General features: G+C 48.8%; 11 protein-coding genes. 3 read left to right on the top strand and 8 right to left on the bottom strand.

What is annotated here, in order from left to right:
• Positions 1 to 268 precede the first annotated feature (268 nt).
• Positions 269 to 1,102 carry a VOC family protein gene (locus H6629_22445; protein ID MCB9070544.1) on the top strand — a complete coding sequence of 278 codons (834 nt, stop codon included), beginning with the start codon at positions 269 to 271 and terminating at the stop codon, positions 1,100 to 1,102.
• Positions 1,103 to 1,266: 164 nt separating this feature from the next.
• The gene (locus tag H6629_22440) at positions 1,267 to 2,526 is read left to right on the top strand and encodes a DUF3095 domain-containing protein (protein ID MCB9070543.1); all 1,260 of its coding nucleotides are present in this window, start codon (positions 1,267 to 1,269) and stop codon (positions 2,524 to 2,526) included.
• Here H6629_22440 and H6629_22435 read toward each other — a convergent pair.
• From H6629_22435 to H6629_22420, 4 genes are all read right to left on the bottom strand, one after another.
• A complete protein-coding gene (locus H6629_22435; GenBank protein ID MCB9070542.1) occupies positions 2,523 to 4,028 on the bottom strand; it encodes an HTTM domain-containing protein in 1,506 nt (501 codons plus the stop codon). The genes H6629_22440 and H6629_22435 overlap by 4 nt on opposite strands.
• 216 nt (positions 4,029 to 4,244) lie before the next feature.
• Positions 4,245 to 6,770 carry a GNAT family N-acetyltransferase gene (locus H6629_22430; protein MCB9070541.1) on the bottom strand — a complete coding sequence of 842 codons (2,526 nt, stop codon included), beginning with the start codon at positions 6,768 to 6,770 and terminating at the stop codon, positions 4,245 to 4,247.
• Between the two features lie 105 nt (positions 6,771 to 6,875).
• Positions 6,876 to 7,865, bottom strand: a complete 990-nt coding sequence (locus H6629_22425) for a Gfo/Idh/MocA family oxidoreductase (protein MCB9070540.1) — start codon at positions 7,863 to 7,865, stop codon at positions 6,876 to 6,878.
• A complete protein-coding gene (locus H6629_22420) occupies positions 7,862 to 10,267 on the bottom strand; it encodes a DUF4968 domain-containing protein (protein MCB9070539.1) in 2,406 nt (801 codons plus the stop codon). Before H6629_22420 ends, H6629_22425 begins: the two co-directional genes overlap by 4 nt.
• Positions 10,268 to 10,417: 150 nt before the next feature.
• On the opposite strand from H6629_22420, the gene H6629_22415 reads away from it, so the two are divergent.
• Positions 10,418 to 11,164 (top strand): hypothetical protein, encoded by a 747-nt coding sequence (locus H6629_22415; GenBank protein MCB9070538.1) that lies wholly within the window; start codon positions 10,418 to 10,420, stop codon positions 11,162 to 11,164.
• A gap of 49 nt (positions 11,165 to 11,213) precedes the next feature.
• Here H6629_22415 and H6629_22410 read toward each other — a convergent pair whose 3' ends face one another.
• The 4 genes from H6629_22410 to H6629_22395 all read right to left on the bottom strand — a co-directional run bounded on the left by H6629_22410 (position 11,214) and on the right by H6629_22395 (position 13,281).
• Positions 11,214 to 11,777 carry a hypothetical protein gene (locus H6629_22410; protein MCB9070537.1) on the bottom strand — a complete coding sequence of 188 codons (564 nt, stop codon included), beginning with the start codon at positions 11,775 to 11,777 and terminating at the stop codon, positions 11,214 to 11,216.
• 15 nt (positions 11,778 to 11,792) lie between these two features.
• Complete coding sequence (locus tag H6629_22405; protein MCB9070536.1) at positions 11,793 to 12,197, bottom strand: hypothetical protein; 405 nt, start codon at positions 12,195 to 12,197, stop codon at positions 11,793 to 11,795.
• 24 nt (positions 12,198 to 12,221) lie between these two features.
• Positions 12,222 to 12,818 (bottom strand): hypothetical protein, encoded by a 597-nt coding sequence (locus H6629_22400; protein MCB9070535.1) that lies wholly within the window; start codon positions 12,816 to 12,818, stop codon positions 12,222 to 12,224.
• A gap of 91 nt (positions 12,819 to 12,909) precedes the next feature.
• Positions 12,910 to 13,281, bottom strand: a complete 372-nt coding sequence (locus tag H6629_22395; GenBank protein MCB9070534.1) for a roadblock/LC7 domain-containing protein — start codon at positions 13,279 to 13,281, stop codon at positions 12,910 to 12,912.
• Between the last annotated feature and the right edge of the window lie 166 nt (positions 13,282 to 13,447).

The following is a 13,447-nucleotide window of genomic DNA, read 5'->3' as shown; positions in this document are numbered from 1 at the left end:
GTTCGAAATTAATGGCTGCCGAAGCCCGGCGCAACGGATAATTTGGGCAATTTTAGCCCATTTCAACTACCAAATTTGAGCTGTCCCCTACTCAGAATTGTGCCCATATTATCACCGGTCTTTTGCAAATCAGAATTTTTTGATTACTTTTGGGCGGCTGAACAACCGAACAGAAATGCTGTTGGAAAAATTGCCACAATGCCGCTGATTTCCCGATTGTTGGGCATGATAAATTGGAAGTACAACTATTTTTAGAAGGAAAAACCAGATGTCGCAATCTGTAAATTTTGCACCGGGGGCGGTTTCGCTGCGGGTTAAAAAACCTGCGCAAATGATCGATTTTTATCGGGATGCAATTGGTTTATCCGAAATCGACAGCGATGCGGAATCCACCACTTTGGGCGTTGGCCAATTAGCGCTGGTGCGGTTGGTTTCCGGTGCGAAACAATTCCCGCCGCAGCGATCAACCGGTTTGTTTCACCTCGCTATTTTGCTGCCGTCCCGGCAAGATCTGGCGCATTGGCTGCAACATTTCATTTCAAAAAATAAGCGATTGGATGGCGCGGGCGATCATCTCGTCAGCGAAGCGCTGTATCTTTCTGATCCCGAAGGCAACGGCATTGAGATGTATTCTGACCGTCCCCGCGACAGTTGGACATTCGACGAAAACGGGGTGCAAATGGCAACGCTCCCAGTGGATATTGCGGGATTGCTGGCAGACACGCCGGAAACGCCGTTTACCGGTTTGCCAACCGGAACAACCATGGGTCACATCCATTTGAAAGCCAATCATTTGGAAAAAGCGATCGAATTTTACCGTGATTTGCTCGGTTTTGATTTGATGAGCCGGTTTCCCGGAGCGGGATTTTTGAGCAAGAATGGCTACCATCACCACATCGGCGTAAATATCTGGCAATCACGAAACGGTGAAATTCCGCCGGAAGATGCAACCGGTTTGGCGGCTGCATCGTTTGTTTTTGGCGATCGATCTGCGATTTCCAAAATTGCCGAAAATCTGAACAGCGCCGGATATCCACACGAAATCCGCAGTGATCAATTGATCGTTTCCGATCCCGCCGGGAACACGCTTCTCCTGATGTGAAAACCCACCAACGGGCAACTGATATTTCTCAATATTAATTTTTTGCTTTCCGAAAATGCGAAACGGAACGCATGTCATTTGTTCAAATTCACTAAAATGAATCTGCAATAACCATCAAATAATCTGAAAGAAAAACCCGCAGCGCCGGATTTGGCAGGGCGGGTGTGTCAACATCGGGAAACGCTCACCGGGAAGTGATGATGAATGCAGACGCAACCATTGAATTTGTGCAGCAGGAAAGCGCCACCGAACAATTTTATGCCAAATTGCCTGCTTTTCACAATTTTGAAGATTTGTGTCGTGCCGAATATTATTCCCCCGTTCCCGAAAATTGGCACATTGTGGTTTCGGACATCGAGAATTCCACCGTCGCCATTCAAAAAGGTCATTATCGCCAGGTAAATTCTATTGGTGTTGCATCGATAATTTCGGTGATTAACGCGCTAAAGCCAGTGGAAATTCCCTATGCTTTTGGCGGCGATGGTGCAGTTTTGTGCATCCCCCCAAAAAATATCGAAAAAGTGAAAGAAGCGTTGGTCGGCACCAAATTGATGGCTGCAACCGAATTTGATCTAAATTTACGGATCGGCATTGTGCCGGTCGGTGAAATTTATGAGCTCGGTGAACAGGTGTTGTTGGGCAAATACCGGATTTCCGATCATTGCGTGCAGGCAATGTTTCAGGGTAACGGGCTGGTGCTTGCGGAAAAATTGGTAAAATCGGATGTGTTGCAACGGTTCACTTTGCGCGTAAACGACGCAGCGCCGCTGGCGGATTTCACCGGTTTTGAGTGCCGATGGCAGGATGTGCCAAGCCCGCACGAGGAAATTGTTTCCATTTTGGTTCAGGCATGCGGCGACTCTGTCGGGCTTAAAAATTCCGTTTACACAGACGTACTCAACGCGATCAGCCGCATTTACGGCAGCGAAGAGCATTACCGGCCGCTGCATCTCACCAATCTCCGGTTGAAAACCCGGCGCAAACAATTGCATGATGAAATCCGCATCCGGACAATGTTTTCAGAAGATCGCGACCGAAAAAGCTATATTCGCAATTTACCGTGGAAAAACCGGTTCGGGAAAGTGCTGATGGCAATGGGAATTAATACCCGAACATCCAATTGGAAAGACTACAAATCCACCCTGATTGCCAACTCCGATTTCCGGAAATTTGACAATTTATTGCGGATGGTGATTTCCGGCACCGCCAGCCAACGCCTGCAGATGATGGCTTTTCTGGACAAAAATTATCAACGCAAACGCTTATTTTACGGCATCCACACGGCACAAAAAGCGTTGGTCACTTGCGTCGTATCGGATTATCGCAACGATCACTTTCATTTTGTAGACAGCGCCGATGGCGGATACGCCATGGCAGCAACAGTGCTGAAGAAACAGATTGCGGAAAACAAATATCAACGCTAATGCCGGCAATCCATTAACGGTTTTTTGTTGACCGGCCGGAAGTAAACAAATTTGGAATAAACGGGCGAGAGCGGTTCGGGAATTTCATCACCCTCCAACACGCCGTTGATGCGCTGGAGATAATGCGGGTTACCGTTGCGCGAATACAACATCGTAAAATCTTCTGTTGCATCAAACACCCTTCGACGGAATTCCACATACGGCAAATACAATTCTTTTTCTGTATAAACCGAAAAACGCTGGATATCGGCGTAGTGAATTTCTACCAGATCATCGGTTTCGTTGAATATTTTCAGCATTGTCGGCATGAACAAATGGTTCGGGTTTTCGCCTTCTGTTCGCAAATTGCTATACATCGAAAAACAGGGAATCGTTTTTAAACCGAGATACGGCAGCATGCCGTTAATGCCGACCAGCACAACAAAAACCCACATAAACAACGGCGGTTGGAAACTTACAACGGTCTCCCGGTGCAAACCATGCGATTTTATTTTGTCAATCACAACGTAAAAAGCAACCAACATTAACACTGTTGCCCATAAAAACCAGATCGCTTTTTCGATGGTGTAACCGGCTTTTAATCCCGGAATGCCGGAAAAATAATAGCCGGCAATGGCGCGTAATGTTAAAACCATGCAGAATGCGGCCGCAGCCAAACGCAACCGGAAAAACGATGTTGCGATATCTGAAATCTGAAATCGACGTTTCAATTTATCCCGCAACCGGAACACAAATGCCGTAAAATCTTCGCTGAGAAACAGGAAATACAGCGCGAAGGCAAACGCCGAAAACGTGTGGTGTCCCACAATCCCGAAAATCAAGTGCATCGGTAATCCGATAAAAAAGCCAATCGGTCGCAGCCGTTTTATCGCAAGCGTTAAAAACAGTCCGCCTTCCATGATTAGCGTTCCCCAAATTGCGGCATTTTGCGCCCACTCGGCTGTCGGCAAAAACGGGAATCTGTCCACCAGGTCTTCCAGATAAAATTGCGCACCGCAACTGACCTGCGCATTCAAAAAATCGCTGTTGATTTTGTGGAGGGTTGCAAAAAAGTAAACAATCAGCAGCAACGTCGTCAGAATCGGCGCGAAGCTTGCGAACAGCTTTTCCCGCTGTTCGGGTTGAACAATGCCGAATTGCTCCCAATTTTTTGGGCTGATCCGCAGCGATTTTCGGTTGACGACAACTGTCCGAACAATGGCCAACAGGATGATCAGATGCATCACCGCTTCCAAAAAAATATGGTTGGGCACGTTGGGCATTTTGTGGACGTAAGTGGCTGTCATGCTTGAAATTAGCAATCCACACAACAGCACCAGCGATGTCGGTCGCAGAAATGTGGCGAATGCGAAAACCGTGACAACTGCGCCAAGAATTTCCCCATTTTCGATCCAATATTTGAAATATTGCTGATGCACCATCGCCTGCGATGCCCACAAAAATGTGAAAATCGACAATCGATCCAACAGACCGGCGTCTGCAAAAATATCCCTTTTCTGCATATAAAATCCTTTTAAAATAGATTTGGCGAATACTAAAAAATCGTTGGGAAGATTGGTATCTCACATACCAAAAAACCGTATCCGGTAATCAGAGACTAACCAAAAATAGGGATAAAAATGTAACAGGGAGATTTCAGCGGTGTTAAAAATTGATGGCGATTTTCCACAATTCCAATAGCAAAACGGCTGGCTGACTGCCAGCCGAATCGGTAGAAATTATTGTTCGTTTCGCAAATCGAGAACGGCTTTGACCACCTGTTCGTCGTGATCGAAATAGTGTTTGAAACCAATTTTTTCGCCGGCGCGCTGCATGCCGCGATTCTCCGGTAAAATATCTGCGATAATTTTATCGATGCCTTCCTGTCGCCCGATTTCAACCAGCGTCGCCAATATTTTTGTGCCGAGCCCGTGGCGCTGATGTTCATCATCGATGGTTACGGCATATTCGGCTTCGTTGACGCCGCGCAGTTTGTTCAATCGACCGACGGCCATTATTTCGCCTTCGCCGGTTTCGGGATCTTTCTTTTCAGCAACCAGCACCATTTCGCGGTCGTAATCGATAAAACAGATTCGGGCCAACCGGTCGTGCGAAACCCGTTTTTCAAAATTGATCGGATAAAAATAACGCATGTAAACGCTGCGATCGGAAAGCCGTTCGTGAAATCGAACCATCAGCGGTTCATCCTCCGGACGGATGGGACGGAGCGTGTACGGCGTGCCGTCGCGCAGTTCACCCTGCCGGATGTATTGCGCCGGATACGGACGAATCGCCGGACGCGGCAGTTGTTCGGGCAGAATTTCCGGGTAATACAGCGTCACGGAAACGTTGCCAATCCGCAACGCATCGGTGCTCATATCCAACGGATCGATGATAATTTCCTTAATCCATCGCAACCCGATGACCAGCCGGCTGAATTTCACCAATAATTCTTCCAGCGCGGCCAGATTGCCGTTGAACGACGGTTCAGCCTCCAGAATTGCGGGGAAAATACGGGCTTGTTCCAACATCCGGCGCGCCAGCGTGGTGTTCAGTGGCGGCAGCGCAACGGCGTAATCGCCGACCACTTTGCCCATTTTTCCGCCCGTGCCGCAATACAGCACCGGACCGAACAAGCCATCGGTAAAACTGCCCATTCGCAACTGATAGGCATCTGCAACAGGCTTCCCGCCGATGGGAATTTCGAACGCGCCGAACACTTGTTTCACCTGTTCCGCGTTCAGTTCCGTTACGCCGTTTTCGCGCAGCTCATCGATCATCACATTAATTTCGACCCGGGCGCCGGTTGTTTTGTCCTCGCTGCCGGTGATTGCCGGGGTTTCGAACAATCCGCGTAAATTATAGGTGCGTTTCCACAAATAATTGAAAATGGTTGCCGCCGTTTCCGGGAACGGAAATGTCGGGATATTGGCGTTGTTGAGGATCGATTTGCCTTCGGCAACTTCATCACCGCCCATCCAACTGGCGAGCAACGGTTTGTTGATTTTGGCAAACGCGGTCAATTTTTTGGCGATTTCGGTGGGATCGCCGTTGGCTTGCGCCACTAAAATTACCAAAATACCGTCGGTTTCGTTGCTTTTGGCGAGCACTTCCAGCGTTTTCGCAAAACGATCCGCATCGGCATCGCGCAGCACGTGAACAGGGTTTTCGGGAATCCAGTCCTTCGGCAACACATTTTTGAGCTGGGCAACAGTTTCATCGCTGAATGTAGCCATTTTTCCGCCACCTTCGCGCAACCGGCTCCGCGCCTGAATGCTGGCGCCGCCCGCGTTGGTAACGATGGTCAGTTTTTTGCCGCGCGCCGCCGGTTGTTTGGACAGCACTTCGGACATCGCGAACAAATCCACCAGCGATTTCACCGGCAAAATACCGCTCCGCCGGAACGCCGCTTCCATCACCTGCTCCTGCCGGATCAGCTCGTGTGGCGTATCGGTAAATCGTTGTTTTCGGGTATCGTTCTGCCCGCTTTTGAGCAGAATAATCGGTTTGGAAAATGCAACTTCCCGCGCTGCGGAAAGGAACGATCGTGCATCGCGGATCGATTGCACATACATGACAATGCTTTGGGTTTGGGGATGATCGCCGAGGTAATAAATGATATCGCTCCAATCGATATCCGCCATATTTCCCAATGAAATAAAGGTGCTGAAACCGACTTTTTCGCGGGAGCTCCAATCGAGAATTGCGGCGGAAACCGAGTTGCTCTGGCTGACAAATCCGACATTTCCTTTTTCCGCCATCATCCGGTAAATGGACGCGTTCAACCCGATGTGCGGCATCATGAAACCGGCGCAGTTGGGTCCCAAAATGCGCATATTTCCGGCGCGGGCACGCTGCACAACTTCGGCTTCCAGCAACAATCCGGTATCACCGGTTTCGCAAAAACCGGACGAAACAATAATGGCACCTTTTACACCTTTGGCAACGCATTCGTCGATAACGTCCGGCACTTCTGCTGCCGGATTTGCGATAATTGCCAGATCCACATTGTGGTCAATCGCGGAAATGCCCGGATAAGTTTTGATGCCCAAAACGCTGCGGATTTTGGGATTTACCGGCGACACAGTGCCGCCGAACGGCTGGCGAATCAGGTTCCACAGCGCCATCCGGCCGAGGTTGTTTGCCTTATCCTCAACACCGATCATCACGATGTCTTTCGGCGCAAATACCGGCAGTAACGATTTGCGATCGTAACGGCGATATTCCGGCGCAAAAATCACTTTATTTGATTGATCAACGGGCATTCTATTTCCTCTGCTTTTCCATTTTCAAATCACTTGTGATAAAATCTACAAATCAAAGAGTGGGGTTGGCAACACAATTAGCGAATATTTTTCCGGCGCAACGGGCTATCTTTTAACGCTTTTCAGAATAATTTCCATCACAGAATTGGTATTCTCTGCGGTTTCGCCGGTGCTCGGGCATTTACCTTTTCCCATCAATTCCGCCACGATCGTTTCGATCAACGGTTGCTGAACGTGTTGGGGTTGCGGGATTTCAAATCGTTGAACGCCGTCGTTCGTTTCGAGGATAACCGGTTCATCCAAAAACGTGGCGAAGGTAATTTTTCCGTTGCTGCCGACAATTTCGTTGCGATCAACTTCCGTGAATGTGTTGAAATTCCAGATGCCGGTTGCCTGCACATTTTTGCCGATGCAGAACGCTGCACAAACGGCGTCCTCCGCCGGATAACGCCCCATTTGCCTGCCGGAAATGCCGCTCACCCAACGGATGTCGCCCAACAAATATTGCAGCAAATCGATCGTGTGCGATGCGAGATCGACGAAATAGCCGCCACCGGCAATTTCCGGGTCCACCCGCCAATTATCTGCGGCGATATCCGATTCAACCGGTCTGCGAAACAGCGTGATCGTCACCGCACGCGGTTCGCCGATTGCGCCACTATCGAGCAGCGATTTGATTTTCAGAAATCGCGGCTGCGCCCGGCGATAATACGCGACAAACAGCGGTACGTTATTTTCGATGCAGACTTTGCGCATTTGCAGACAATCTTTTGCGTTGTGCGCCATCGGTTTTTCCACATAAACCGCTTTCCCGGCGATTGCTGCAGCAACGGTGTATTCTTTGTGCGACGACGGCGGTGTGGCGATATAAATCGCGTTCACTTCGGGATCGTTGATCAGTTGGTCCGCATCCGAAAACCAGCGCGGCACGTGGTGGCGACGGGCGTAGTCCGCTGCTTTTTGGGCATCGCGGCGCATCACCGCAACCAGCGATGAGCCGGGAATTTTGTTAAACGCCGGACCGCTTTTCACTTCGGTCACATTACCGCAACCGATGATGCCCCAGCGAACTTCTTTTAAAATTTCAAAAGTCATCGGATCGTAATGGTTTGTGCCGTTTCAGATTCGATAAATTTGACGGTCAGCACCCGTTTTTCCGCGTCAAAAAAATAGCCGGTGCCGGATTCGCTGCTGCTGTTCAGCAAATGCAGATGATTTTTATTGAGCGAAACCTGCGCCGGTGCTGCAGCAATGCCGTGGAATTTTACGCTCAGTTCGCGTCCGGCTGCGCCGAATCCGCTGTTGAGCACATTCCGCGAAAACAGGCTGTGATCTTTGGTAACATTGATTTCGAATTGGGTGAGCCGGTAGGCATCATTTTGATAAGCCATACTTTCGCCATCATCCTCATAGAGCAAAAAACTGCCGTAATCGTTAGCAGAAAACACGTCCAGCGACAGCTCGTTTGGCGCATCCGCACCGGTGTGCTGACGAACCGGCTGCTCGGGAAGAATCCCGCCGCTGCGCAAAAACATCGGCAATTCATCCAGCGGTGCTTCCACAATTATCGTTTTGCCACCGCTGTAAATGGTTTCGTCTTTTAGATTTAACCAATCGCCTTCCGGCAGATACACTTTTTTGAGCCGTTCGCCATCGCGGGTGACGGGCGCAACCAGCAGGTTTTCGCCGAGCAGAAACTGGTGCTGGAATTCGGTTTGATAAACTGATTCGTCATCCTGAAAATGCCAGAACAACGGGCGCAGCAGCGGCGTGCCGGATTCGCTGGCTTCCCACATCAGCGAGTAAAAATAGGGCAACATCCGGTAGCGTTTTTCGATAAATTTTTTGCTGATGCCCTCCACCGTTTCGCCGAACGACCACGGTTCCTGCGACGAACTGTTTTCCACCGTGTGTGTGCGGAAAAACGGCGACATCGCGCCAACCTGAATCCAGCGGGCATACAATTCCGGTGTGGGCGTGCCGATAAATCCACCGACATCCGTGCCCGTAAACGGCACGCCGGAAAGCCCCATTCCCAACATCATGCGAATGCCCAATTCCAGATCCGCCCATGTGGACGAATTATCGCCGAGCCAAACGGAAGTGATGCGCTGCTCCCCGGCAAAACCCGCCCGCGTAACGATAAACGGGCGCTGGTTCGGGCGATATTTCCGGAAAGCGTCAAACGTTGCCTGCGCCATTTGGAAGCCGTATAAATTGTGCATTTTTTTGAAACTGCTGAATTTTCCGCCATCTTCCGCGAGCACTTCGGTGGGAAACGCCTGTCCCCAAACCGCCGGTTCGTTCATATCGTTCCAGAATCCGTCGATGCCGGAATCGAGCATCGTTGCCAAATGGCTGCCCCACCAATCCCGCGTTTGCGGGCGACTGAAATCGGGGAAAAATGCGTACGACGGCCACACTTCGCCGACATAAACTTCACCATCGGGGTATTTAACAAAATGATCGCCGGCAAGCCCTTCCTGCGCAACGCGGTAATTTTCATCCTGTTTCACACCCGGATCGATGATGGGAATTACTTTGAATCCCATATCCTGCAAAATGTTGAGCATGTTTACCGGATTGCGGAATCGCTGCTTATCCCACGTAAATACGCGATATCCGTCCATGTAATGAATATCGAGATAAATAACATCGGCAGGAATTTGCTTCTCGCGGAAAGTTTTTGCGAGGTTCAGCACTTCGCTTTCGGGATAATAGCTCCAGCGACACTGCTGATAACCGAGTGACCACAACGGCGGTAAAAAAGTCCGCCCGGTCAGTTCGGAATAAGTGGTAACTACCGAGCTGATTTGCGGTCCGTAGATGAAAAAATAATCCAGCGGGCCGCCATCCGCGGAAAACGATGAATAGCGTTCGTTGCCGGCGCCAAAATTAAACACTGTCCGGTAGCTGTTGTTGAAATAAATCCCGTAAGCCTGCTGATTGTGCAGCCCCACAAAAAATGGGATGCTCTGGTAAACCGGATCAGTTTTATCATTATATGCGGGTGTGTCGCTGTTCCACATGACCCATTCGCGGCGATATTTATCGACATTCCCGGTTTTCTCGCCGAGCCCGAAAAAGCGTTCGTTGTTGCCGAGCGATTTCCAGTTGCGCACCTCATTTCCATCCCAACCGATACCCATTCCGGGATCGTCCCGGTTGATCACATTGCCGCGCGCATCCAGCACAGAAATACGGCAGGGCATTTTGTGAATCAAAACACTCAAATCTTTGGTATCGAGCCTTAAATGTATATCTTCCTCCTGAAATTGGAGGGCAACCGGTTCCCACATCCGGTCAACCAGCGGCGATGTGAGCAAGTCGTTCGGATATCCGGGATGCTCCAGCGTAACGCGGAACATGTTCGATTTATAGAACGTTAAGATTACTTTTACATCACCTTCGCATATCAATTCGATGCCGTTTTCTGTGCGCTGAAACGATTGCAAATTGCCGAGGTGCTGATATTTTCCAAACGCGGTATTCATCATAAAAATGACTCCGAAAATTGTAAAAAGGGTTCGAAAAAACGCAGGTGAGAACATATTTTTAACTCCGCAGTAATGAAAATGGAAATCGGTGCGATAAATGTAAAACATTGCCTGTGCGATTCAAAATCAAAAAGATCAGGATGATAGCGAATGAAATTCAGTAAAAAAGATGCCGGAAAACGCAAAAGCTGGTGGTGGCTGTTGTTATTTGTGATGATTGTGGTGGTGGTTGGATTATTTGTTTATCTGAGCAGGTTCAATTATTTGCCGGATTGGTACCGGCAGGAACAGCAGCGGACAGCAGAAGTTGCCGTGATCGATTCGCTCGCGAAACAATTTGAACCGCCCGCAGCCTTGAACGAAATCCGGCAACAACCGGCCAAAAAACTGAATCGCGCCGATGTTCGGCAATTGGTCAAAAAACTCGACGAAACCGATCGCCGGGCAGACGGATTCCGCATCAGCGATGAAATGCTCAGCGCAATGGCCAAAACGTTTGCCCATCAGAACCTGCCGCCGAATGAAACAGATTACATCAACGCCATTCGCAGTACCATTACGCCGGAAGGCGTTTCTGTGGAAACCGTGCTCAATTACAGCCAGATTCCCTGGCAAAAATTGCCAAAACGATTGCAAACGCTGGAATCGTTTCTGGAAAAAATGGTGGGCAGCGATCAATCGGAAATTTATTTGAAATGCGCCGGCATTCCGGTAATCTCGGAAAATATGCTGACCATCAGCAAAGATGCAACCCTCACCGTTGGTAAAGTGACTTACCAGATCAGCGATTTGCTGGCGTTGCCGTTTGTTCGCAAACAAACCACCGGCAAATTTGATATCAACGATTTGCCGTACACGAATATTGAATTATTTGACGGAGAAATGGTGCTGCGGTAAAAAAAGTTGCAGAAAAAAGCCCGGAAATTTCCGGGCAACAGATTATTTTTTATGAGTTTGCACGAAATTCTTTGATCATCGTGTCGATTTCCAATTTCACCATTCGTTCCACAACTTTGGTTTTTATGCCGGACATTTTTTCCATCGCTTCCAGATACTTTTCGAAATAGCCTTCCGCAATTAGCCCGGCGATGACATCGGTAATCCGTTTGAAAGCGCCGTAAACTTTCAACGCCTGCACACCCTGAAATTCGTTCATGCATTGCGCCAGAAAAAACGTTTGCACCCGGCTGATCATCCCGAGCATCATGTGGTTGCGAACTTCCCTTTTGATGTGAATCAGTCCCACAAACCATTGGTGTTTCCAAAACATCGGATCGTATTTGGCATGAATTAATTGGCGATACCAATTGCTGAACGTCGCTTCGCGATCCGGTCTTTCGTCCGATTTAAAAATGGCGTTTGTTGCCGAATGCGAATACAGCGTGTCGTAAAATATTTTCACGATAGCCGGTTCCCACACCTCAATTTGCGGCGCAACCTCGTTGAGCGTATCAAAATCGCGGGGGACAACGCCGGTCAGTTTGATCAGATTTTCCAGAACTGCATCCATTTGATTTCCCTCGATTTAGAGTAGTTTTTTTGGATAACGTTGCGTTAACAATTCGCTCATCGTTGTAATTGCGCGATCGGAAAGGTAGTGATACGGCTGATCCGGGCGCAACATCAGCAACATCACAAACCGCCGCTGCCCGATGCCAAACAACCGGTTCACCAGCCGCAGCCGGTTTTCGATGACAAATGTCGTTTCATCGATGCGCAAACCCTGCAATCGATCCTGCGCCAACATGCTCAGCCAGGCGCTCAGTTCGGCGGTTTGCATGAATTCGGTATCGCCACTGGCGGCAATCAGTAATCCGGTTTGGTCCATTAATGCCGCGCCGAGCAGGTTACCTTCGGTCATCAGCGTTTTTAATTCTTTTTCTAACCGGCTTTGAAAGGTTGCTATTTTGTTCATTTTATTTCGTTTCATTCGTACTGGTACAACTTTTCCGGTTTAGTTACCGGTCTGTTCCTTTTTGAACAATTGTTGGAGCTGCTGCCTGTCGTGTTCAATCAATTTATTCAGCTCCATTTGCACCATATTGTGAATCACTTTTTGTTTGATTCCTGAGGTTTTGCGGAAAGCTTCAAAATAGGTTTCAAAAAATCCTTCGACAAATAATCCGGTAACCACATCTGTGAGTCTTTTGAATGCGCCGTATACAATACGGGCGTAATCCGGCTCAAATTCGTGCAAACATTTGGCCAAAAAATACAGTTGGATGCGGCTCATTCCGGCAATCACGGTGTGGATGGGAATATTCCGTTTGACATGCACCAGCCCAACCAGCCATTGCGCCCGCCAGAATGTTTTGCTGAAATCATCCGTAAACAGTTGACAATACCAGTTGAGCAATTGTTCTCTGTGTCGTTCTTTTTCTTCCGGTTGAATGAGATTTGCGGTCGGTTGATGCGCCAAAATGCTGTCGTAAAAAATATCCGCGACTTCCGGACCCCAAACTTCGAGCGTGGTGGCGGCTTCTGTGAGCACTGTAAAATCGCGTTTGGATAAGCCGGTGGTTTTCACCAGCGTTTTCAAAATTTCAAACATGTGTCCTCGCGGATCGGGTGATCGTTCGTTTAGCAAAAGAAAAGGAGGCAACGCGATTTGCGGGTTGCCTCCGGAAATACCGGTTCAACCATTACAGCGCTTTGCGCAATTCTTCTGCGGCACGTTTCAGTTCCAGAAACAATAGCCCCAGTTTTACGTTTTCGGTGGTCATGGTGATGAGCACAGATTCGCTGCCAACGTTCATCAACACCACATATCCGTTTTCGCCTTTGACGAGCACTTGCTTTACATCGCCGCGATTAAGCTCGTCTGAGCTGCGTTCGCCGAGCGACAAAATTGCCGCACTCATTGCACCAACGCGATCTTCTTCAACATCTTCCGGTAAACGGGACGCGATCACCAATCCGTCGTCACTTGCAACAGCTACACCTTCGATATCCGGCGTGCTGGATTGAAAATTTTTGAGAATCGCCTGCAATTTTTGGGATGTCGTTTGGGACATGATAAACCCTCCATAGTGAATTAGTATTATTTATAAAAATATCATCCGGAGAAAAAGTTACTCCATCGAACCAACTGTTCAAATTGCTTAAAAACAATACCTTATGTTACCATGAAAGTAAACGGAGGGTTTACCCCTAAACCCCAACGTAGCTTTCATTTACGAC

The sequence above is a fragment of the Calditrichia bacterium genome (assembly GCA_020634975.1).
Classification (GTDB): Bacteria; Calditrichota; Calditrichia; order RBG-13-44-9; family J075; genus JACKAQ01.
The sequence above is the reverse complement of the archived record's forward strand: the minus strand, read 5'-3'. Positions and strand labels throughout refer to the sequence as shown.

Coding starts and splice junctions, on each gene's coding strand:
- H6629_22445 (MCB9070544.1), top strand. CDS start 269: ATGTCGCAATCTGTAAATTTTGCACCGGGGGCGGTTTCGCTGCGGGTT.
- H6629_22435 (MCB9070542.1), bottom strand. CDS start 4,028: ATGCAGAAAAGGGATATTTTTGCAGACGCCGGTCTGTTGGATCGATTG.
- H6629_22430 (MCB9070541.1), bottom strand. CDS start 6,770: ATGCCCGTTGATCAATCAAATAAAGTGATTTTTGCGCCGGAATATCGC.
- H6629_22425 (MCB9070540.1), bottom strand. CDS start 7,865: ATGACTTTTGAAATTTTAAAAGAAGTTCGCTGGGGCATCATCGGTTGC.
- H6629_22420 (MCB9070539.1), bottom strand. CDS start 10,267: ATGATGAATACCGCGTTTGGAAAATATCAGCACCTCGGCAATTTGCAA.
- H6629_22415 (MCB9070538.1), top strand. CDS start 10,418: ATGAAATTCAGTAAAAAAGATGCCGGAAAACGCAAAAGCTGGTGGTGG.
- H6629_22410 (MCB9070537.1), bottom strand. CDS start 11,777: ATGGATGCAGTTCTGGAAAATCTGATCAAACTGACCGGCGTTGTCCCC.
- H6629_22405 (MCB9070536.1), bottom strand. CDS start 12,197: ATGAAACGAAATAAAATGAACAAAATAGCAACCTTTCAAAGCCGGTTA.
- H6629_22400 (MCB9070535.1), bottom strand. CDS start 12,818: ATGTTTGAAATTTTGAAAACGCTGGTGAAAACCACCGGCTTATCCAAA.
- H6629_22395 (MCB9070534.1), bottom strand. CDS start 13,281: ATGTCCCAAACGACATCCCAAAAATTGCAGGCGATTCTCAAAAATTTT.